Genomic DNA, 20,553 nt, shown 5'->3' with positions numbered 1-20,553 from the left:
CGGAAGCGCCTCGCGAGAGGAATGTTGGCCACATACAACTTCTTGTACATGACCCACACAGAGGGCGGTCGGACATGTCAGTGACCCAGATCGACATAGACGATGAAGCCTTGGAGCGGGCGATGGCCCTGTCCAAGGCCCGGACGAAGAAGGAGACCGTCAACCTCGCCCTGCGCTTCTACGCGGAGCAGCACGAGCGTGCGGCGCGGATCGGCCGCCACTTCGAGCGCGCTCGCGACTGGGGCGCGGTCGAGGACGCCGAGCGGCGGCATCGGGCGGAGAAGGACGGCCGGTGATCTACCTGCTCGACACCTCGGGCCTCGTCCGGCTGCTCTCCGACGCCTCTCTGCAGTCGGCGTGGTCCGAGGCGATCGAGGCCGGGACGATCGCCTCCTGCTATCCGCAGCGAGCGGAGTTCCTGCACGGCGCCCGGAGCGCACGCGAGTACGACGAGATCGTGGAGATGTTCACCGACCTCTACCCGGACGTCTCCGTGCCGAAGAGCGCGGGACGCTGGGTCGCCTCGGTCCAGCACCGCATGGCACGCGCCGGGCAGCACCGCGGCGCCTCCGCCGTGGACCTCGTCACCGCCGCCACGGCGGCCCACCACGGCCTGACGGTCCTCCATGACGACCTCGACTACCGCACGGTCGCCCGGCACGCTCCCGATCTGGGCGAACACAGCGTTCACGACGTGGCCTGAAGCTCCGGTGCGGGCCCGTGCGGAGTTCCGCACGGGCCCGCACCGGAGCGGGTTCAGTCCGTCAGGAGCAGTACTGCGCCTCCTTGCCGATCGACCGGTACATGCAGTCCGCGTTCTCGATCAGCTGGAGCACCGCGTCCCGATTGCGGGAGGTCTCGCGCTCGATGACCTCGTCGGGCGGGTAGAAGCCGCCACCGGACGCCGAGCGCGGGTACATCTCGAAGGTGTAGCCGAAGATCTTCTGCGAGCCCCACAGCCAGTCGTCGATCGACCCGTCGGTGATGTAGAGGTCACTGGACTGCTCGGCGGTGTACCCGTTGCTCGCCGCCATCTTCCGGCCCACCGCCGCGAACGCGTTGCGGTCGTCGGCGGTCATGCCGGGGGCGGTGTCGTTGTACGTGTAGCCGAAGGGCCACAGCACCAGTTCGCTGTACGTGTGGAAGTCGATGGCCGCCGTGATCTGCTGCTTCCCGCCGATCACCCGGCCGCGCACGAAGTCCGCCACGACCTTCGTCTCGGGCGCGGACTCGGCGGCCGCCCCCCGATAGGTCTCGGACGAGGGGCTGGAGGAGGAGCCGCCGCAGCAGCCCCACTTGTAGGCCCAGTTGCGGTTGAGGTCGGTGCCGACGGCGCTGGAGCCGGAGTTGGGCTGCCGGTTCTTGCGCCAGCTGCGGTAGGAGCCGGAGGCGATGTCGTACTCGCCGCCGTCCGGGTTCATGTCCGGCACGATCCACAGCTCCCGGCCGTCGACGGCCTGCTTGATCCGGGAGTCGGACCCGTAGCCCTGGCCCAGTTCGCGGAGCAGGTAGAGCGCCATCTCGACGGTCAGGTGCTCGCGGGCGTGCTGGTGGGCGGTGAACAGGACCTCGGGCTCGGCCTCGTCGGCGGCGACGTTGTCGCTGACCTTGACCGCGATGACGTCGCGGCCCTGGTAGGTCTTGCCGATGACGCGCTTGCTCATGATCGAGGGGTTCGCGGCGATGCGGGCGTCGATCGCCGCGTTCATCTCGGCGTAGTTGTGGTAGCGGGAGTCGGCGGGCGGGAAGTCGAGGGCGCTCACACCGTCCGCCGCGCGCGGCGCGGCGTCCGGGGCGGGCAAGGCCGCCAGTACGTGGCCGCGCGCCCGGAGCTTCCGGGCCTGGGCGGCGTCCGCGGTGATCACGACGCCGTGGTCGTGGACCTCGTCGATCGAGACGCCCGCGCGGGCGATGTCGGTGCGGGCGGCAGGGGTGGTGCGCCCGGATATCTCGTACTGGAGTGTCCGCTCGTCCGCGGCGACGGCCGCGTTCGGCGCAGCGTTCCCGGCGGTCGCCACGGTGGTGGCGGGGGCCGCGAGGGCGAGGGCGAGCAGAACGGTCAGGGCGGCGTTGCGTCGGGCCTTCGTCGGCCGGGATCTCCGTGCGGTGACGAGTCGCATGCTGGCATCTCCTGGGTCCGTCGGGGTGGGGGGTGGAGCTGTGCGACGGGCACAGGATGAACTCATGTCATGCGCGGGTCAAGATGGTCGTTCCGGCCATCGGCGGGCGTGGTGCTCCTGCGGCAGGGGGACCGCGAACGGCCGCCCGCCGCTCCTCGACCCCCGCGAACTCCCCCTACTCCCCTACTCCTTCCACTCCCCTACTCCTTCCACTCCCCTACTCCCCTACTCCCCTACTCCCCCAGCTTCCGGCGCAACGCGGCCCGCTCCGGCTCGGTGCCCGCGAGCGCCAGCGCCTCCCGGTACGCCTCAGCGGCCTCCCCGTCCCGCCCCAGCCGGCTGAGCAGGTCCCCCCGCGCCACGACGTACGGCGGGTACCCCCGCAGCCGGGGCTCCCCCGCCAACGCGTCGAGCAGCGCGAGACCGGCGCCCGGCCCGTCCCGCATCGCCACCGCCACGGCGCGGTTCAACGCCACCACGGGGGACGGGGTGAGCGTGAGGAGCACGTCGTACAGGGCCACGATCTGCGGCCAGTCCGTGGCCGCCACGTCCGCCGCCTCGTCGTGCAGGGCGGCGATGGCGGCCTGCACCCCGTACGGTCCGGCCGGCCCGCCGGTCAGCGCCCGGACGACCAGGGCACGGCCCTCCTCGATCATCGGCCGGTCCCAGCGCCCCCGGTCCTGGTCCGCCAGGAGCACCGGCTCGCCCTCCGGCCCGGTCCGCGCGTCGCGCCGGGCGTGGACGAGGAGCAGCAGCGCGAGGAGCCCGGCGCTCTCCCGCTCGGCGGGCAGCAGCCGGTGCAGTATCCGGGCCAGCCGGATCGCCTCCTCGGCCAGGTCGAGCCGCTGGAGACGGGGCCCCGAGCTGGCCGCGTACCCCTCCGTGAAGACCGAGTAGACGACCTGGAGGACTCCGGGCAGCCGCTCGGGCAGTTCGTCGGGGCCGGGCACCCGGAACGGGATCCGGGCCTCGCGGATCTTCTTCTTGGCCCGCACGATGCGCTGGGCCATGGTCGCCGTCGGCACGAGGAACGCCCGCGCCACCTCCGGTGTGGTGAGCCCCGCGAGGCACCGCAGGGTCAGTGCGGTGCGGTCCTCGGCGGCGAGGGCGGGGTGGGCGCAGGTGAAGAACAACTGGAGCCGGTCGTCGGGAAGTTCACCGACCGCGGCGGTGTCGGCCGCGGGGGCGGCGGCCTCGGCCCGTTCCGCGTCGGCCTGGAGGACGGCGAGCCGGGCCGCGTACGCCTGGTCGCGCCGCAGCCGGTCCACCGCCCGCCGCCGCGCCGTCGTCAGCAGCCAGGCCCCGGGCCGGGCGGGGACGCCCTCGGCGGGCCAGTGCCGCAGGGCCGCCTCGATCGCCTCGGACGTCACCTCCTCGGCCAGGTCGAGGTCGCCGAACCGACGGACGAGGGAGGCGAGCAGCAGCCCGCGCTCCTCCCGGAACACCGCCTCGACGGCCTCGGCGGCCACGCGGCCCTCCCCCGGGGGAACGCCCTCGCCCGGCACGGCTCTCAGGCCCCGAAGTCCGCGACCGGCCGGACGACGACCGAGCCGCCGTCGCGCGAGCCGGGACAGCGTGCGGCCCAGTCGAGGGCGGCGTCGAGGTCGGGCACGTCGATCACGAGGAACCCGCCCAGCAGCTCCCGCGTCTCGGCGAACGGCCCGTCCGTCACGGTCCGCTCCCCCGTCGGTGAGACCCGCACGGTGGTCGCGGTCACCAGGTCGGCCAGCGACTCCCCGGATACGTGGATTCCCGCGTCGCGTACGGCCTTGTCGTAGGCCATCCAGTCCTCGACGGTGCACTCGGGCGCGCCGCCCTGCTCGTCGACGGCCCCGCTGTGGATCAGCAGCATGTACTTCATGATCGGCTCCTGTCGCCTGTGTGGTCCCAGCCCTCAGGGCTGCTTACACCATGACGACGAACGGGACCGGTCCGGATCGACACACCGCCCGCACCTTTTTCACGACGGGTCATCGGCACCCGCCCCCGCCCGCCCGCAGACCCCCAGGCTGCACCAGCGGCGTCGCCCGCCCGCGTCGAGGAAGAGCCACCCGCAGCCCTTCCCCGGGCAGACGCGGACGGTGAGGCGGCGGGGGTCGGCGAGCAGGTCCGCGGCGCGCTGGGCCACGGCGTACAGCGGGAGCAAGGGCCCGGAATCCGGGTGCGGGCTCCAGCGCCCGAGGCCGTCGTCGCTCCGCACGAAGACCGCGTGGCGCATGGCCTCCTGGACCACATCGGCGACCCGGGCGAACGCCCCGTCGTCGCCCCGGCCCCGCTCCTCCGTGAGACAGCTGTACAACGCGCTCCGGAACTCCCGCGCGCCGGCGAGTGCGGCGCTCGCCTCCTCGGGCCGCTCCTTCGCCCTCCGCAGCAGCCGGGTGACCGTACGGTCGTCGAGGAGGTCCAGGTGCCCGGCCCAGATCGCGAGCGAGCGGTAGCCGCGCAGCCATTCGGAGCCGGGCAGTCGCTCGCCGCCCCACCCGGCGTAGGTGTTGCAGAACTCCAGGGCGGGGTCCCCGCTGGTGTTCCACGGCAGCCACTCCCCCCGCACCCGTACGGCGTACGTGGGTGGCGCGGGCCGCCGCAGGTCGGGGTCGTCCCGGCGTACCCGGTCGTACAGGGTCCGCAGGTCCCGCCCGGGCTCGGCGCCGAAGGCGGACCGCAGGGCGTCGCGCGTGGCCCGGTAGAGCCCGAGCGCGTCCGCCGACCGGCCGCTGCGGTGCAGGGCGACCATGCTGTCCGCGACGAGGCGTTCGCGCTCGGGGTGCTCCTCGGCGAGCGCGGGCAGCTCGGCGGCCACCCGCTCGTGCCGCCCCAGCGAGAGGAGGAGCCGGGCCCGCTCCTCCGCCGCCGACAGCCGCAGCGCGGCAAGCGGCCGGCCGATCCGGTCGCGCAGGGCCTCGTCCGCGACGTCCGCGAGCGGTTCCCCCCGCCACAGCTCCAGCGCCCGGTCGTAGCGGAGCACCCGCTCCTCGTCGTCCACGGCCGCCGAGGCGTCTCGCACAGCGTCCTCGAAGGCGCGGACGTCGATCTCGTGGCCGCCGGGGCGGAGGAGGTAGCCGTCGTTCCGCGTCTCCAGCTGTACGCCGTCGGGGCCGAGGGTGGCGCGCAGCCTGCCGATGTACGTGTGCACGGTGGACCGGGCCCCGGCCGGGGCCTCGCCGTTCCAGAGCAGGTCGATGAGCCTGCCGGTCGGAACGGCCCGGCCCGCCTCCAGGGCGAGGACGGCCAGCAGACACCGCTCCTGACGGCGCAGCCCCGCGAGCACGGGGCGCCCCCGGTGGAGGACGACGAAGGGCCCGAGCAACTGGAATTCCATCGGGAAAGCATCCAGCCGTCCCGGCCCCCGGGGCCACCCCTCCGACGCTCGACGATCACCGCGAGCCCGACATGATCCGAACGAGAGGCCCCAGGGAGTGTCCGCGAAGTGTCGTCGTCCGCCCTCCGGGCGGGGGCTGACGCCGCAACGGCTGCGCGCGCTGTCGAGCAGGTTCGTCAACCAGGCGGCGCCGGCCGCAGCGACATGGTGGTGGTGAGCCTTTGGTGAGCGACCCGGCGCATGCTTCGGAGCCAGGCGATCCCGACCTCCGACCTATGGGGAGTTCTCATGCGCAGCATCGTTCCCGTCGTTCCCGTCGCTCTCGTCGCGGCCTGCGTGGCCGTCGTGGCCCTCGGTACGGCCCCCGCGGCGGCGGCCGCCCCGACCACCCCCGCTCCGCAGGGATCCGGCTGGCAGCCGGCCCCCTCGGCCCCCTGGGACGTCGCGGCGGGCGAACGGTGCGCGTTCCCCATCCACGGCGAGCCGATCGTGGACGAGGTCGTACGGCGCGAACTGCCCCCGCCCGCCGAGGGCGTCACGCGGAGCGCGTACAAGGGCGACCTCGTGGTCCGGGTGACGAACAAGGAGACCGGGGCGCACTACGACGCCGACGTGAGCGGCTCGGCCCTGGTCGACGTGTACGCCTCCGGGGCCCAGTCCTGGCGCGTGGTGGGCCCGGTGCTGGTGGGCGTCGGGGACGGCAACCTCGCGCGGGGGATGTATGTCGTCGACGGCGTCTACACAATCGGCATCAGCGCGACGGGAGCCAAGACCGTGACGGGTCCGGTGGTCGCGACGGACAGCATCTGCGACCGCATCGGCTGATCACGCGCCGAGCAGACACGGCAAGTCGTCGGCGTACGCGCGGACGTCGCGGCACCCTCCGCAGCACCCCGGCACGGACGACCGGAAGGCCCGGTCGCAGGCGTCGCAGTTCTGGAGGGGGACGACGGGCACGGCAGCGGGCGGAGGCGGCGGGAGCAGCGCGACGAGCCGGTGCCGCACCAGCTTCGCCGGGTGCCGGAGGGGCATGGGCGGATCATCGGTGAGCGCGACCCGCACGGCGTCCGGCCGCACTCCCCGCTCCAGCCAGGCGGCGACTCCGGGGGTGAGCCGCTCCACGTCCGCCTCGGAGAGGACGAACAGGGGCGCGGAGGCCTGGAGCCCCGCGAGCAGGCGGGCGGCCTCGTCGAACAACGGGGCGCTGGGCCTGCGAGGGAAGGGCAACGGCGGGGGCGGCGGCTTGGGCGCGGTGGGCGACGGCACGAGCCGGGGCACGGGCACGGGCTCCGCCACCGTTACAGGTACGGGTACGGGTACGAGCCCAGGTGCTGGTACGGGTGCGGGCGCGGGCTCCGCCTCCCGTACGGGCGGCTCCGGAGCGGGGACGGGGACGGGAGCGGGGGAGGGAGCCAGGGCAGGTACGGGAGCCGGGGCTGGAGCCGGGGCAGGAGCCGGGGCGGGGCATGGAGTCGCCGAAGCCGCAGCCGCGGCACCCGCCCGCCGGGCCGCCGCCTCCGGGTGGTTGTACGACTCCGTACGCGTGGCCACCCGCCCGCCCTGGACGCGCTCGCGGGCGCGGCGCAGGAAACCGTGATGCTCCAACTCCCGCAGCCCGGCGGCGATGCGCGCCTCGCTCTCCGGGAAGATCGCGGCAAGGGCCTTGACGCCGATGGGGCTCCCGGCGGGCAGCGACTGGATGTGGGTGCCGAGGCCGATGGCCAGCAGGGACATGCCCCGGTGCTGGGAGAGCCGGTTGGAGATGATCGAGTAGCCGTCGGTGAGCCGGATGTTGATGTGTACAACACCGGAGGACGGGGTGCGCGAGGGCGCGCTAACCTGCTGGGTATCCATCGGGAAGGGGGCTTTCCTTCTTGGTGGTCAGGTCCTCGGTCGGGATGCCAGTCCCGGCCGGGGGCCGTCTCATGTCTGGGGTGGTGGTCAGCGTGAGCATATGCCCGCCAACAGGTCATAAATCCAGCCCGGTTGGCACACTTCACCCATGTGAGTGACGACGCCCTCGCACGCTTACGTGCCCGCGCCCGCGTCCGCCCTCGCGTCCGCAGCCACAGGCCGGTCAGGGCGGGTTGGGTCGGGTTGGGTTATTTCCCCAGTACTTAAAAGCAAGTACTCAAAAGCTTTTACGTCGCGGCCGACCGCGACGCGGTCCGCCACGTCACGGTCGGCCGCGTCCCGGTCCACCGCATCGCGCTCCACCGGGTCGCGGCAGTCACGATCCGGTCTACCGGCTGCCTGCCGGGCAGGTGCAGACGGCTTCGTGGCGCGGGAGGGACGGGAGGGAGGCGAGCTGGGCGAGGGCCCGGGGGGTGGCCAGAGTGGTGGGGCCGTCGAGCATGTGCAGGCTGCGGGCGAAGCGCAGGAACAGGGCGGGGTGGTGGGGCAGGCGCGCGGTGACGGCTGCGAGGTAGCGGGTGGCGATGCGCGTGCCCAGGGGCGCGGTGGCGGGCTGCCAGGCCCGGTCGGCGGAGGTGTTGAGGAGCCACGGGCCACGGGCGAGGGCGGCGGCCCCTCGCTGGAAGGCCGGACCCAGCCGATCCAGTGCGCCGGGCGTGCCCTTGGTGCGGGCCGTGTGCGCGTGGCGGGTGAGGAGGGTGTCGAGGAGTGTGGCCTGCCGGGCGGCGACCGTCATTCCCTGTGCGTAGACGGGGTTGAGCGCGCAGATGCTGTCGCCGAGGGCTATGAGGCGTCCGGGCCAGCGGGGCAGACGGTCGTAGCGGTGCCAGCGGTTGACGGTGGAGCGGGTCTGCCTGACGGGGCCCTGCGGTGTGCCGTTGTCGATGATGTGGGCGAAGTCGGGGTTGTCGAGGGCTGCGGCGTACGCGCGGAAGCCGTCCTCGTCGGCGGGTGGGGCCTGGCCGCCCGCACCGATCAGGCCGAGCTGCCACAGGTCGGGGCCGATGCGGGCCGCGACGCCCCCTCGCGGTGAGTGCGGGGCGAGGGTGGGCTGGTAGGAGGCGAACCAGTCCTGGCCCGGGTCCGGTCGGAAGGTGTAGAAGCGCGAGGCGTAGGTGACCTTTCCGTCGACCACCAGGGTGTCGGGGAGGGGGTAGCCGGCGTCCGCGAGCCAGCGCGGCAGGCGGGTCGCGCGGCCGGTGGCGTCGACGACCAGGTCCGCCTGGACCACCTCGTCCCGCGCCTCGCCGTCGCGCGGACGGACCGTCACACCCACGCCGCCCGGTTGTTGGTCCAGGAGGATCGCTTCGGCGTGCAGGCCGTAGCGGAAGGCGACCGACGGCAGGGCGGTGACCCTTTCGCGCAGCACCTGTTCCAGGGCGGTGCGCGCCACCAGTTGGACGTCGAAGCCGACCGGGGTGCGGGGCGCCCAGCCGGTGGGGAACAGCATGCGGGTGGCCGAGGCGAAGTCCTCGACCGGGCAGCCGCGGGCGGCGAGTTCTTCGCGGAGCCCGGGGAAGAGCGCCTCCAGATGTTCGGCGCCGCGGGCCAGCAGGGCGTGGGGGTGGTGGGCCTGCGGGACGCCGGGGCGGGTCGCGGGCTCACCGGGCGCGGGGGGCGGGTCGCGTTCGATGACGGTGACGTGGCGGAAGTGCCCGGTCAGGACGCGGGCGGCCAGCAGGCCCGCGTAGCCGCCGCCCAGGACCACGGCCCTGTCCCAGGCGGGCGGCGGCAGTGCGGAGCCGGGTTCGCTGTCACCGGGACGCGGCCGAGGTGCCGCCGGCCTGGTCACGGGGTTCTCGCGGTCAGGATCACGTACCCGGCCCGGGGCAGGGCACCGCCCACGTCCACAGGGTCTGATGTGATGTCAGCCATGCCCAGACCTTTGCAGAGCGCAGTCAAAGCGCGGTCAAGCGGTAACGGCGGGGAGGAGCCACCCTCTACTCTCACGGGAGTTCATCGAACAACTGCTGGGAGAGACATGAACAGCACCGAGCCGACCTGGTTCAGGAGCAGCTGCAACACCGAAGACGGCCCGCGTCTCGGCTTCGGCCCGGCGGCCCGGGCAGCCCGGGCGGACTTCGTCACCTACACACCGGAGGCCTGAGCCATGTCCGTACCGCCGACCGTGCGGGTCAAGGCCTTCGACCACCTCGTCCTCAACGTCGGGGATGTCGAGCGGGCCATCGCGTTCTACTGCGGGCCCCTGGGCCTGGAGCCCGTACGGGTCGAGGAGTGGCGGGCGGGCAAGGTGCCCTTCCCCTCGGTCCGGGTCAGCCCGACCACGATCATCGACCTGCTGGACCGCCCACGCGGCGAGTCGAACGTGGACCACATCTGCCTCGTCGTCGACCCGCTCGACTGGCAGGAGGTCATCGACTCCGGCGTGTTCACGGTGAAAGAGGGCCCGGTCCCCCGCTTCGGGGCCCGGGGCTCGGCCACCTCGGTCTACGTACTCGACCCGGACGGCAACACGGTCGAGCTGCGCTGGTACCCGCAGGACGCCTGAGGGGGGCGGGCCCGCACACGGAACGGACGGGCGGGCCACCCCCGGCCCCCCGCACCGCCCCGCCACCCACGTGACCGAGCCCACCCCCCACTCCGTTAAAACTCCCGCAACAATGAACAGGTGATCACCTCACCCGCACGGAGCCCCCACCGTCGCACCGAGCATGCGCCGACCCCCTACGTCGACCTCTCGCGCGACGAGTGGAGCGCGCTGCGGGACAAGACCCCGCTGCCGCTGACCGCCGACGAGGTGGAGCGGCTGCGGGGGCTCGGGGACGTCATCGACCTGGACGAGGTGCGGGACGTCTATCTGCCGCTCTCCCGGCTGCTCAACCTGTACGTCCAGGCCACCTCCGGGCTGCGCGGCGCGCTGAACACCTTCCTCGGGGACGCCGGGAACGGGCACGGGGCGCAGCGCGGCACCCCGTTCGTCATAGGGGTCGCGGGCAGTGTCGCCGTCGGCAAGTCCACCAGCGCCCGTATCCTCCAGGCGCTGCTGGCCCGCTGGCCCGAGCACCCCCGCGTCGAGCTGGTGACCACGGACGGGTTCCTGCTGCCGATGAAGGAGCTCAAGGCGCGGGGGCTGACCTCCCGCAAAGGGTTCCCGGAGTCCTACGACCGGCGCGCCCTGACCCGCTTCGTCGCCGACATCAAGGCGGGCAAGGACGAGGTGACCGCACCCGTCTACTCGCACCTGATCTACGACATCGTCCCCGACGAGCGGCTCACCGTGCGCCGCCCCGACATCCTCATCGTCGAGGGCCTCAACGTCCTCCAGCCCGCGCTGCCCGGCAGCGACGGCCGCACCAGAGTCGGGCTCGCCGACTACTTCGACTTCAGCGTGTACGTGGACGCACGCGCCGAGGACATCGAGACCTGGTACCTGAACCGTTTCCGCAAGCTGCGCGCCACCGCGTTCCAGGACCCGTCCTCGTACTTCCGCAAGTACACCCAGGTCTCCGAGGAGGAGGCGCTGGACTACGCGCGCACCATGTGGCGGACCATCAACAAGCCGAATCTGCTGGAGAACGTCGCTCCGACGCGCGGCCGTGCCACCCTGGTGCTCCGCAAGGGTCCGGACCACAAGGTCCAGAAGCTGTCCCTGCGCAAGCTCTGATCCCTGCGTCCCGGAAGGGCGGCCGCCGCGTGCTGCACCTGCGTCTGATCGTGCCCGCCGACACCACGGACGAGGTCGTCGCCCTGCTGGAGTCGACCGTCGGCACCGCCCATCTGGTGGTCCTGCCGGGCGCCGCCCGCTCCCCCGCCGGCGACGTGGTGATGTGCGACGTGGCGCGCGAGGCCGGCGACGAGCTGATCGGTGCGCTGCGCCGGCTCGGCATCGACCGGTCCGGGTCGATCACCATGGAGAACATGGAGCTGACGCTCTCCGACCACGCCGACCGGGCGGAGGAGGAGGCCCCGGGCGACGGCGCCGACGCGGTGCTGTGGGAGGAGCTGACTGAGGCGACGCACGAGGAGTCGACGTTCTCCATCACCTACGTCTCCTTCCTCGCCCTCGCCACGATGCTCGCCGCCTGCGGGGTGATACTCGACAACGCGGTGCTGATCGTGGGCGCGATGGCGGTCGGCCCGGAGTTCGGGCCACTGGCCGGGATCTCCACGGCCCTGGTGCAACGCGCCCCGCGCCTGGTGGCGCGGTCGCTGTGGGCGCTGATCGGCGGGTTCGCCCTGGCGATGCTGATCACCGCGGGCTTCGCCTGGCTGATGGACGCCTTCGGCCTCTTCAACAGCGGGATGATCGACAAGCCCCGGCCCAACACCGGGTTCATCTGGCACCCGGACTGGATGTCGTTCGTGGTGGCGTTCCTCGCGGGCATCGCTGGGACGCTCTCGCTCACCTCCGCGAAGTCCGGGGCGCTGATCGGGGTGGCGATCTCGGTGACGACCGTCCCGGCCGCCGCCAACGCGGCCGTCGCGTTCAGCTACTCCGACTACCAGCAGACCATCGGCTCCGGGCAGCAGCTGCTCGCCAACCTCGGCGGGATCATCCTCGCGGGCACGCTGACGCTGCTGCTCCAGAAGGGCCTGCTGAGGTTCCGGCGCGCGCGGAAGCCCCCGGCGGATACACCGGGGGCTTCCGTACGCGCGTGACCCGTACGCACGTGCCCTGCGCGTGCCCCGTGCGCGGGCAACCCGTACGCGGGCGACCCTTACGCGGGCGACCCGTACGCACGTGCCCCGTACGCGGGCAACCCGTACGCGGGCGACCCGTGCGCGGGGCCGGGACCGGCGGCTCAGCCCAGCGCGGACTTCACCACATCGGCCAGCCGGCCCGCGACGGCCCGCGCCTGCTCGATATCGGCGGCCTCGACCATGACCCGCACCAGCGGCTCCGTCCCCGACTGACGCAGCAGTACGCGCCCGGTCTCGCCCAGCTCGCGCTCCGCCTCGACGACCGCGGTGGCCAGCTCGGACGAGGTGTTGACCCGGGTCTTGTCGACGTCGGGGACGTTGATCAGGACCTGCGGCAGGCGCTGCATGACCCCGGCCAGCTCGGCGAGGCCCCGGCCCGTGGCGGCGACGCGGGCCGCCAGCATCAGGCCGGTCAGCGTGCCGTCGCCGGTCGTGGCGTGGTCCAGGACGATGACGTGCCCGGACTGCTCACCGCCGAGCGCGAAACCCTCGGCCTTCATCGACTCCAGGACGTACCGGTCGCCGACCGCCGTCTGGACGAGCCGGATGCCCTCGCGCTCCATGGCCAGCTTGAAGCCGAGGTTCGACATCACGGTGCCGACAACGGTGTCCTTGCGCAGCTGACCGGCGTCCCGCATCGCGAGGGCCAGCACGGCGAGGATCTGGTCGCCGTCGACCTCCTCGCCCGCCGCGTCCACGGCGAGGCAGCGGTCGGCGTCGCCGTCGTGCGCGATGCCGAGGTCGGCCCCGTGCTCGACGACGGCGGCGCGCAGCAGCTCCAGGTGGGTGGAGCCGCAGCCGTCGTTGATGTTCAGGCCGTCCGGGTCCGCCCCGATGGTGACGACTTCGGCCCCGGCCCGCGCGAACGCCTCGGGCGAGACCCGGGCGGCGGCGCCGTGCGCCTCGTCCAGGACGACCTTGAGCCCGTCGAGCCGGTTGGGCAGGACGCCGATGAGGTGGGCGACGTACCGGTCGAAGCCCTCCGTGTAGTCGGTGACCCGGCCGACGCCGGCGCCGGTCGGGCGGCTCCACGGCTCACCGGTGCGGTGCTGCTCGTAGACCGTCTCGATCCGGTCCTCCAGCTCGTCGGCGAGCTTGTGGCCGCCGCGCGCGAAGAACTTGACGCCGTTGTCGGGCATCGCGTTGTGACTGGCGGAGAGCATCACGCCGATGTCCGCGCCGAGCGAGCCGGTGAGGTAGGCCACGGCGGGCGTCGGAAGGACACCGACGCGCAGCACGTCCACACCGGCGCTGGCCAGGCCCGCCACGACGGCGGCCTCCAGGAACTCTCCGGAGGCTCGCGGATCACGTCCGACCACGGCGGTCGGGCGATGGCCCGCGAAGGTGCCCGCCTCGGCGAGTACGTGCGCCGCCGCGACCGAGAGGCCGAGCGCGAGCTCGGCCGTCAGATCGGCGTTGGCGACACCGCGTACTCCGTCCGTACCGAAGAGTCGTCCCACTGGTGTCCTCCGAAGTGCTCCGAAACCACAAACAACCACTGCACAGCAAACGAAACGAACTGAGCAACCAAACAACGAAAGCAAGGAAAAAGCGCAAAAAGGCACGTCGGGCGGCATGGCGCGACCGACCTGGCGGATATGCGACGGCGCTCACCGGGCCGCGCTTCCGCCCGGGCCGATGAACGTCTTATGCCGTTATACGCCCGCGAGCGCCGATAAACGAACGCCCCAGCAGCACGGAGTGTGCCGCCGGGGCGAACGTGACAGTCGAGCAGGCGATATTTAGCGCTTGCTGTACTGCGGGGCCTTACGGGCCTTCTTGAGACCGGCCTTCTTGCGCTCGACCGCACGGTCGTCGCGGGAGAGGAAGCCGTTCTTCTTCAGAATGGCGCGGTTGTTGTCCACGTCCGCCTCGTTCAGCGAGCGGGCCACACCGAGGCGCAGGGCGCCGGCCTGACCGGAGACACCGCCACCCGAGATGCGGGCCACGACGTCGTAGCGACCGTCGAGCTCGAGAACCTTGAAGGGCTCGTTGACTTCCTGCTGGTGCACCTTGTTGGGGAAGTAGTCCTCAAGGGTGCGACCGTTGATCTTCCACTTGCCGGTGCCCGGGATGATCCGGACGCGGGCGATGGCGTTCTTGCGACGGCCAAGGCCGGCCGCGGGCTGCGGGTCGCCGAAGCGGCCCGCGAGCGACTCGGAGGTGTACTCACCCTCGACGGGGACCTCGGACTCGAAGGTGGTCACCTCGGCGAAGGTCTCCTCGCCCTCGGTGCCCGCCGTGTCGTCGGCGGTCGTCTCAACAGTGGTCTCGGCCACGATTCTCCTCAGATCTTTCTGTATGTCTTAGGGGGTGGCCGGTACTACTGCGCGACCTGGGTGATCTCGAACGGGACCGGCTGCTGAGCAGCGTGCGGGTGCTGGTCGCCCGCGTAGACCTTGAGCTTCGAGAGCATCTGACGGCCCAGGGTGTTCTTGGGGATCATGCCCTTGATGGCCTTCTCGACGGCCTTCTCGGGGTTCTTCGCGAGCAGCTCGTCGTAGCGCACCGAACGGAGACCGCCCGGGAAGCCGGAGTGGCGGTACGCCATCTTCTGGGTCTTCTTGTTGCCGGACAGGTGAACCTTGTCGGCGTTGATGATGATGACGAAGTCGCCCATGTCCATGTGGGGGGCGTAGATCGCCTTGTGCTTGCCTCGGAGGAGGTTCGCAGCCGTGGTGGCCAGACGGCCCAGGACGATGTCCTGAGCGTCAATGATGTGCCACTGGCGCGTGACATCGCCGGGCTTGGGGCTGTACGTACGCACTTCGCAGCCTTCGCTTCTTCAGTGGATGGGATCCAGACACACGGCACCTCTGAAGCGATCATGCAGCTGGGGCTCACAATGCCGGGACGCTGCCCGTATGCGAGCCACTGGTAACTGCTCCAGGGAACCTACGTAAGGCCCTTCGCGTGAGAACGACGAAGCCAATACGTATAACAAACCGAGACCCTACCGGTGACCCCCCACCCGGGTCAAAACGCCCCCGCCGCACCACCCCGGCCCCGCCGACGCTTGAGGCGACCGTTTCAGCCCCGCCGGCGCTTGAGGCGACCGTTTCAGCCCCGCCGGCGTTTGAGGCGCGGGGGCCCGGGGGCAGCGCCCCCGCAACGGCGCCGCACGGCCAACGCACCGCACCCCGCCACCCCTGCGCACCGCACCCCACCCCGCCGCCGACCGCCAAGGTCACCGCACCCGCTGAACCCTCCGCTCGTCCCACACCGGCTCCGCCGTCTCCCGCACGACCCCGTCCGACCCGAAGACCAGATACCGGTCGAAGGACTTCGCGAACCACCGGTCGTGCGTGACGGCCATCACCGTGCCGTCGTACACCTCAAGACCGTCCTGCAACGCCTCCGCCGACTCCAGGTCCAGGTTGTCCGTGGGCTCGTCCAGCAGCAGCGCCGTCGTGCCGGCCAGCTCCAGGAGCAGGATCTGGAACCGCGCCTGCTGCCCGCCGGACAGCTTCTCGAACGGCTGGTCCCCCTGCCGCTCCAGCTCGTACCGCCGCAGCACCGACATCGCCCCGCCCCGGTCCTTGGCGTGCTCGGACCAGAGGATCTCCACCAGCGTCTTGCCGAGCAGCTCCGGATGCGCGTGCGTCTGGGCGAAGTGCCCGGGCACGACCCGCGCCCCGAGTTTCCACTCCCCCGTGTGCGCCACCGGCTCCCCCGCCAGCAGCCGCAGGAAGTGCGACTTGCCCGACCCGTTGGAGCCGAGGACCGCGACCCGCTCCCCGTAATAGATCTCCAGGTCGAACGGCTTCATCAGCCCGGTCAGCTCCAGGCCCTTGCAGGTCACCGCCCGCACCCCGGTCCGCCCCCCGCGCAGCCGCATCCTGATGTCCTGCTCGCGCGGCGGCTCCGGCGGCGGCCCGGCCTCCTCGAACTTCTTGAAGCGCGTCTGCATCGCGTGGTAGCGGTTCGCCATGTCGGGGCTGTTCGCCGCCTGCTGCCGCATCCGCAGGACGAGCGCCTTCAGCCGGGCGTGCTCCTCCTGCCAGCGCCGCAGCAGCTCCTCGAACCGGGCGAAGCGCTCCTTGCGCGCGTCGTGGTACGTGGCGAAGCCGCCGCCGTGCACCCAGACGTCGCTGCCCGCCGGGCTCGGCTCGACGCTGACGATCTTCTCGGCGGCACGGGACAGCAGCTCCCGGTCGTGGGAGACGAAGAGAACCGTCTTACGGGTCTCCTTCAGCTTCCCCTCCAGCCACCGCTTGCCCGGCACGTCCAGATAGTTGTCCGGTTCGTCGAGCAGCAGGACCTCGTCGGGCCCGCGCAGCAGCGCCTCCAGGACCAGCCGCTTCTGCTCACCGCCGCTGAGCGTGCGGACCTCGCGCCACTGCGCCTTCTCGTACGGGACGCCCAGCGCGGCCATGGTGCACATGTCCCAGACCGTCTCGGCCTCGTAGCCCCGCGCCTCCGCCCAGTCGCTCAGCGCCTGCGCGTACGCCATCTGCGCGGCCTCGTCGTCGACGGTGAGAATGCGTTCCTCGGCCGCGTCGACGGCCTTGGCGGCCTCCCTGATCCGAGGCTGGGCCACGGAGACCAACAGGTCCCGCACCGTCCGCTCGTCCCGCACCGAGCCCACGAACTGCGGCATCACGCCGAGCCCGCCGCTCACCGACACCGTGCCGCCGTGCGGCTGGAGCTCACCGGCGAGCAGCCGCAGCAAGGTCGTCTTGCCCGCCCCGTTCGCCCCGACGAGCGCGACGACGGCCCCGTCGGCCACCCGGAACGAGGCGTCGCCGAGCAGCACCCGCCCGTCCGGTAGGTAGTACTCCAGGTGGCCTGCTTCGAGATGTCCCATACACAGCATTGTCACGGTCCGCGAACTCCTGGCCCAACCGGTTTACATCACCCCCTAAACTGCGCCCATGAGCTTTGGGCAAGGGGGGGCCTCCTGGGGGCCCGGGGGCGACGGGACTCCGGACTGGGCGGCGCTGGCGGAGGAATCCGCGGCGCGCGCCCGCCGGAAGAGGCTGATGATGATCGGCGGTGGCGCGCTGGCCACCGTGGCGATAGGCGCGATCGTGACCACGGCCGTGGTCACGTCGAACGGCGGCGGCACGGGCAAGGCGGACAAGAACGCGAGCCAGTTGCCCGCACCCGCCGACCTCCCCGAGGACACCTCGGCGCCCGCGCCCTCGTTCTCCTCGGTCGCACCGCCGCCCCCGCCGGACCCCAAGGACTACATCTCCAGCGCCAAGAAGGACAAGGCGCCGATCACCGTGGACGGGTTCTTCCCCGGCAAGAAGCTCACCATGGGCGACCGCGTCCACCTCAAGGGCGCGACGAGCAACTCCGCGAAGTGCGCGACGGGCACCCAGGGCGCCCTCGGCTCGGTCCTCACGAACAACGGCTGTGGGCAGCTCATCCGGGCCACCTACCGCAAGGACGGGGTGGCGGTCACCGTCGGCATCGCCGTCTTCGGGACGGAGGCCCGCGCGAAGAAGGCCGTCGACCAGAGCTCGGGCGGCATCGCCTCCCTCAGCGGCGGCGGCGTCGACACCTTCTGCCGGGGCGGCACGGTCTGCCTGCGCACCGCCAACTCCTACGGCCGCTACGCCTACTTCACCGTCGGCGGCTTCCTGAACGGCAAGCGGGTCACCACCGCCGACAAGGACGTCTACGCGGTCAACAAGGACCTGACGAACTTCACCTTCCGCCAGATCCACCGCCGGGGCCAGCTCCAGGCCTCCCAGGCCGCCGCCGCCCCCAACGGCTGACGGGCCGACACTCTCGGCGCCGAACTCCCGTTCCAGCGAACGGGAGTTCCCGCCGGAGCAAGGTCAGCAGCAGCCCGCCCCCGGCAACGTCCGCACGTTCCGCGCCTCCACGGCACGGGCCGCCAGCAACTCGTCGGCCGGGTAGGCCACTTCCTCCAACGTCAGCCCGTGCGGGCGCACCACGTGCACCCCGGGGTCGCGCACCTTCGCGGCGAGCACCTCGGCGGGCCAGCCGGCCGGCCGCCGCCCGTCGCCGACGAACAGCGCCGCCCCGATCAGCGCCCGCACCATGTTGTGGCAGAACGCGTCCGCCTGCACGGTCGCGGTCAGCACCCCGGACGCCGGATCGCGTACCCAACTCAACTTCTGGAGCGTACGGATGGTCGTCGCGCCCTCACGCTTCTTGCAGTACGCGGCGAAGTCGTGCTCCCCCACCATCAACGCGGCCGCCTCGTTCATCGCATCCACGTCCAACGGCCGGTCGTGCCACAGCACATGACCCCGGGTCAGCGGGTCGACGCCACCGGGCCGGTCCCCCACCCGGTACGCGTACCGCCGCCACAGCGCGGAGAACCGGGCGTTGAACCCGGCAGGTGCGGGGGCCGCGCGCCAGATCCGTACATCCAGCGGCAGCCGGCCCGCCAGCCGTCGCAGCAGCTTCTCCTCGTGCTCGGCCCACACCGCCTCGGGCAGGTCCACGTGGGCCACCTGGCCGCGCGCGTGCACCCCGGCATCCGTCCGGCCGGCCACCGTCAGGTCGTAACTCACGGCGGAGCGGGTCACGGTCCGCAGCGCGGCCTCGATCTCGCCCTGCACCGTGCGCCGGCTGGTCTGCTTCGCCCAGCCGGAGAAGTCCTTGCCGTCGTAGGCCAGGTCCAGCCGCACCCGTACGAAACCGGGCTCCGCCTCGTCACTCACCGCGTCATCCTCTCCACTCCCCTGGTCAGCAGAACGGGCCCGCACCGCCCCGAAGGGTGATGCGGGCCCGTCCCGTGGTCTGTCTCAGAACGCTCAGGCGTCCTTCGACTCCGCGTCGTCGGCCGGCTTGGCGTCCTCGGCGGACTCGGCCGCGGGGGCCTCGTCCTTCTTGAGGGCGTCTTCCTTGACCGCACGCTTCGTCGCGGCCTCGGCCTCACCGGTGGCCTGCTGGGCCACGGTCAGCGCCTCGACCAGCTCGATGACCGCCATCGGGGCGTTGTCGCCACGACGGTTGCCGATCTTGGTGATACGGGTGTAGCCACCGGGGCGGTTCTCGTATCGGGGAGCGATCTCGGTGAAGAGCGTGTGGACGATGCTCTTGTCCGTGATCGTCTGGAGCACCAGGCGACGGTTGTGGATGTCGCCCTTCTTCGCCTTGGTGACGAGGCGCTCGGCGACCGGACGCAGGCGACGGGCCTTCGCCTCGGTCGTCGTGATGCGGCCGTGCTCGAACAGCGACTTCGCCAGGTTGGCGAGGAGCAGACGCTCGTGCGCGGCGCTGCCGCCCAGACGGGCACCCTTTGCGGGACGCGGCATGGTGATTCTCCTTGTGTGCTGCACCGGCCGTATCAGGTACCGGTGTCAGTTCCCGCGAGGCGGACGCCTCACAGAAGTAAAAGCAGCCGTTCGGGCCGGTGTTTCAGCCCGTCCGGCGATTGAGGACAAGTCCTCAGCCCCGGCCCGGGGGCACCCTCAAAACCGGGTACCCCCAGCCGGGAGGCGGCTCAGTACTGCTCGGTCTCCACGAAACCGGCGTCCGCGTCGTCGTCGGCGCCGAAGGCGTCGGCGGCGGCGGTCGGGTCGAAGCCGGGAGGCGAGTCCTTGAGCGCGAGGCCCATACCGGCCAGCTTCGCCTTGACCTCGTCGATCGACTTGGCGCCGAAGTTGCGGATGTCGAGCAGGTCCGCCTCGGAGCGGGCCACGAGCTCACCCACGGAGTGGATGCCCTCGCGCTTGAGGCAGTTGTACGACCGAACGGTGAGCTCCAGCTCCTCGATCGGCAGGGCGAGATCGGCGGCGAGCGCGGCGTCCGTGGGGGACGGGCCCATGTCGATGCCCTCGGCGTCGATGTTGAGCTCGCGCGCCAGACCGAACAGCTCGACCAGGGTCTTACCGGCCGACGCCATCGCGTCACGGGGACGCATGGCCTGCTTGGTCTCGACGTCGACGATCAGCTTGTCGAAGTCGGTGCGCTGCTCGACACGGGTCGCCTCGACCTTGTACGTGACCTTGAGCACCGGCGAGTAGATGGAGTCGACCGGGATCCGGCCGATCTCCTGGCCGACCTGCTTGTTCTGGACGGCGGAGACGTAGCCGCGACCGCGCTCGACGGTCAGCTCCATCTCCAGCTTGCCCTTGCCGTTGAGCGTGGCGAGAACGAGGTCGGGGTTGTGCACCTCGACACCGGCCGGGGGCGCGATGTCGGCGGCCGTGACCAGACCCGGGCCCTGCTTGCGCAGGTACATCACGACGGGCTCGTCGTGCTCCGAGGAGACGACCAGCTGCTTGATGTTGAGGATGAGGTCGGTGACGTCCTCCTTGACGCCCGGCACGGTGGTGAACTCGTGCAGGACCCCGTCGATCCGGATGCTGGTGACAGCGGCACCGGGGATCGAGGAGAGGAGGGTGCGGCGGAGGGAGTTGCCGAGGGTGTAACCGAAGCCCGGCTCCAGCGGCTCGATCACGAACCGGGAGCGGAACTCGTCGACGACCTCTTCGGTCAGCGACGGACGCTGAGCGATAAGCATGCGGTGATCCTTCAGTCGTGGGCACCCACTATTTGATGCCCGACAGATGTAACAAGGGTACGGGCGGTACGCCCCGTAAGAGGTGT

At 71.7% G+C, this 20,553-nt stretch carries 21 protein-coding genes; 8 read left to right on the top strand and 13 right to left on the bottom strand.

All coding sequences use genetic code 11. The features are described 5' to 3' along the window. Nucleotides 1–74 precede the first annotated feature (74 nt). Together ACIQRW_RS10935 and ACIQRW_RS10930 are read left to right on the top strand one after the other, a co-directional pair. Nucleotides 75–296 (top strand): type II toxin-antitoxin system VapB family antitoxin, encoded by a 222-nt coding sequence (locus ACIQRW_RS10935; protein WP_403757318.1) that lies wholly within the window; start codon nucleotides 75–77, stop codon nucleotides 294–296. Further along, the gene (locus tag ACIQRW_RS10930) at nucleotides 293–703 is read left to right on the top strand and encodes a PIN domain-containing protein (protein WP_403757315.1); all 411 of its coding nucleotides are present in this window, start codon (nucleotides 293–295) and stop codon (nucleotides 701–703) included. Before ACIQRW_RS10935 ends, ACIQRW_RS10930 begins: the two co-directional genes overlap by 4 nt. Nucleotides 704–764: 61 nt before the next feature. Here the strand turns inward: ACIQRW_RS10930 and ACIQRW_RS10925 are convergent, their stop codons facing one another. The 4 genes from ACIQRW_RS10925 to ACIQRW_RS10910 form a co-directional block, all read right to left on the bottom strand. Further along, nucleotides 765–2,120 (bottom strand): M14 family metallopeptidase, encoded by a 1,356-nt coding sequence (locus ACIQRW_RS10925; RefSeq protein ID WP_403757313.1) that lies wholly within the window; start codon nucleotides 2,118–2,120, stop codon nucleotides 765–767. A gap of 233 nt (nucleotides 2,121–2,353) precedes the next feature. Next, nucleotides 2,354–3,625, bottom strand: coding sequence for an RNA polymerase sigma factor (locus ACIQRW_RS10920; protein WP_403757310.1), 1,272 nt, complete (start codon nucleotides 3,623–3,625; stop codon nucleotides 2,354–2,356). Nucleotides 3,626–3,630: 5 nt separating this feature from the next. Beyond that, nucleotides 3,631–3,981: a YciI family protein gene (locus tag ACIQRW_RS10915; protein ID WP_030084361.1), complete on the bottom strand. Its 351-nt coding sequence runs from the start codon at nucleotides 3,979–3,981 to the stop codon at nucleotides 3,631–3,633. 99 nt (nucleotides 3,982–4,080) lie between these two features. Then, nucleotides 4,081–5,439 carry a BTAD domain-containing putative transcriptional regulator gene (locus ACIQRW_RS10910; protein WP_403757307.1) on the bottom strand — a complete coding sequence of 453 codons (1,359 nt, stop codon included), beginning with the start codon at nucleotides 5,437–5,439 and terminating at the stop codon, nucleotides 4,081–4,083. 288 nt (nucleotides 5,440–5,727) lie between these two features. Here ACIQRW_RS10910 and ACIQRW_RS10905 point away from each other — a divergent pair, with 288 nt between their 5' ends. After that, complete coding sequence (locus ACIQRW_RS10905; protein WP_403757304.1) at nucleotides 5,728–6,264, top strand: hypothetical protein; 537 nt, start codon at nucleotides 5,728–5,730, stop codon at nucleotides 6,262–6,264. On the opposite strand, the gene ACIQRW_RS10900 is transcribed toward ACIQRW_RS10905, so the two are convergent. After that, on the bottom strand, nucleotides 6,265–7,293 hold the full coding sequence (locus ACIQRW_RS10900; protein WP_403757301.1) for a hypothetical protein: 1,029 nt from the start codon (nucleotides 7,291–7,293) through the stop codon (nucleotides 6,265–6,267). A gap of 388 nt (nucleotides 7,294–7,681) precedes the next feature. Next, nucleotides 7,682–9,145 carry an FAD-dependent oxidoreductase gene (locus tag ACIQRW_RS10895; RefSeq protein WP_403757298.1) on the bottom strand — a complete coding sequence of 488 codons (1,464 nt, stop codon included), beginning with the start codon at nucleotides 9,143–9,145 and terminating at the stop codon, nucleotides 7,682–7,684. Nucleotides 9,146–9,334: 189 nt separating this feature from the next. Between ACIQRW_RS10895 and ACIQRW_RS10890 the strand changes: the two genes are divergently transcribed. The 4 genes from ACIQRW_RS10890 (at nucleotide 9,335) to ACIQRW_RS10875 (ending at nucleotide 11,973) form a co-directional block, all read left to right on the top strand. After that, complete coding sequence (locus ACIQRW_RS10890; protein WP_403757295.1) at nucleotides 9,335–9,460, top strand: hypothetical protein; 126 nt, start codon at nucleotides 9,335–9,337, stop codon at nucleotides 9,458–9,460. Between the two features lie 3 nt (nucleotides 9,461–9,463). Continuing rightward, complete coding sequence (locus ACIQRW_RS10885; RefSeq protein WP_007453133.1) at nucleotides 9,464–9,862, top strand: VOC family protein; 399 nt, start codon at nucleotides 9,464–9,466, stop codon at nucleotides 9,860–9,862. A 120-nt stretch (nucleotides 9,863–9,982) separates the two neighbouring features. Further along, nucleotides 9,983–10,978 (top strand): type I pantothenate kinase, encoded by a 996-nt coding sequence (gene coaA, locus ACIQRW_RS10880; RefSeq protein WP_403757292.1) that lies wholly within the window; start codon nucleotides 9,983–9,985, stop codon nucleotides 10,976–10,978. Nucleotides 10,979–11,007: 29 nt separating this feature from the next. Then, nucleotides 11,008–11,973, top strand: a complete 966-nt coding sequence (locus tag ACIQRW_RS10875; RefSeq protein ID WP_403757289.1) for a DUF389 domain-containing protein — start codon at nucleotides 11,008–11,010, stop codon at nucleotides 11,971–11,973. Nucleotides 11,974–12,116: 143 nt separating this feature from the next. On the opposite strand, the gene glmM is transcribed toward ACIQRW_RS10875, so the two are convergent. From glmM to ACIQRW_RS10855, 4 genes are all read right to left on the bottom strand, one after another. Further along, entirely contained in the window at nucleotides 12,117–13,475 is a 1,359-nt protein-coding gene (glmM, locus tag ACIQRW_RS10870) for a phosphoglucosamine mutase (protein ID WP_365551135.1), read from the bottom strand. A gap of 282 nt (nucleotides 13,476–13,757) precedes the next feature. After that, nucleotides 13,758–14,294: a 30S ribosomal protein S9 gene (gene rpsI, locus ACIQRW_RS10865; protein ID WP_397919916.1), complete on the bottom strand. Its 537-nt coding sequence runs from the start codon at nucleotides 14,292–14,294 to the stop codon at nucleotides 13,758–13,760. Nucleotides 14,295–14,338: 44 nt separating this feature from the next. After that, nucleotides 14,339–14,782, bottom strand: a complete 444-nt coding sequence (rplM, locus tag ACIQRW_RS10860) for a 50S ribosomal protein L13 (protein WP_003966932.1) — start codon at nucleotides 14,780–14,782, stop codon at nucleotides 14,339–14,341. Nucleotides 14,783–15,202: 420 nt separating this feature from the next. Further along, nucleotides 15,203–16,822 carry an ABC-F family ATP-binding cassette domain-containing protein gene (locus ACIQRW_RS10855; RefSeq protein ID WP_403757284.1) on the bottom strand — a complete coding sequence of 540 codons (1,620 nt, stop codon included), beginning with the start codon at nucleotides 16,820–16,822 and terminating at the stop codon, nucleotides 15,203–15,205. 67 nt (nucleotides 16,823–16,889) lie between these two features. On the opposite strand from ACIQRW_RS10855, the gene ACIQRW_RS10850 reads away from it, so the two are divergent. Then, nucleotides 16,890–17,741 carry a hypothetical protein gene (locus ACIQRW_RS10850; RefSeq protein WP_403757281.1) on the top strand — a complete coding sequence of 284 codons (852 nt, stop codon included), beginning with the start codon at nucleotides 16,890–16,892 and terminating at the stop codon, nucleotides 17,739–17,741. 63 nt (nucleotides 17,742–17,804) lie between these two features. On the opposite strand, the gene truA is transcribed toward ACIQRW_RS10850, so the two are convergent. From truA to ACIQRW_RS10835, 3 genes are all read right to left on the bottom strand, one after another. After that, nucleotides 17,805–18,659 (bottom strand): tRNA pseudouridine(38-40) synthase TruA, encoded by an 855-nt coding sequence (truA, locus tag ACIQRW_RS10845; RefSeq protein WP_403757278.1) that lies wholly within the window; start codon nucleotides 18,657–18,659, stop codon nucleotides 17,805–17,807. A gap of 93 nt (nucleotides 18,660–18,752) precedes the next feature. Beyond that, nucleotides 18,753–19,256 carry a 50S ribosomal protein L17 gene (rplQ, locus tag ACIQRW_RS10840; protein WP_403757275.1) on the bottom strand — a complete coding sequence of 168 codons (504 nt, stop codon included), beginning with the start codon at nucleotides 19,254–19,256 and terminating at the stop codon, nucleotides 18,753–18,755. 188 nt (nucleotides 19,257–19,444) lie between these two features. Further along, nucleotides 19,445–20,467 carry a DNA-directed RNA polymerase subunit alpha gene (locus tag ACIQRW_RS10835; protein ID WP_003966937.1) on the bottom strand — a complete coding sequence of 341 codons (1,023 nt, stop codon included), beginning with the start codon at nucleotides 20,465–20,467 and terminating at the stop codon, nucleotides 19,445–19,447. Nucleotides 20,468–20,553 lie beyond the last annotated feature (86 nt).

It is taken from the genome of Streptomyces sp. NPDC091287 (assembly GCF_044768525.1).
Classification (GTDB): Bacteria; Actinomycetota; Actinomycetes; order Streptomycetales; family Streptomycetaceae; genus Streptomyces.
Note: the sequence above shows the minus strand (reverse complement) of the source record. Positions and strands in the feature narration are given on the sequence as shown.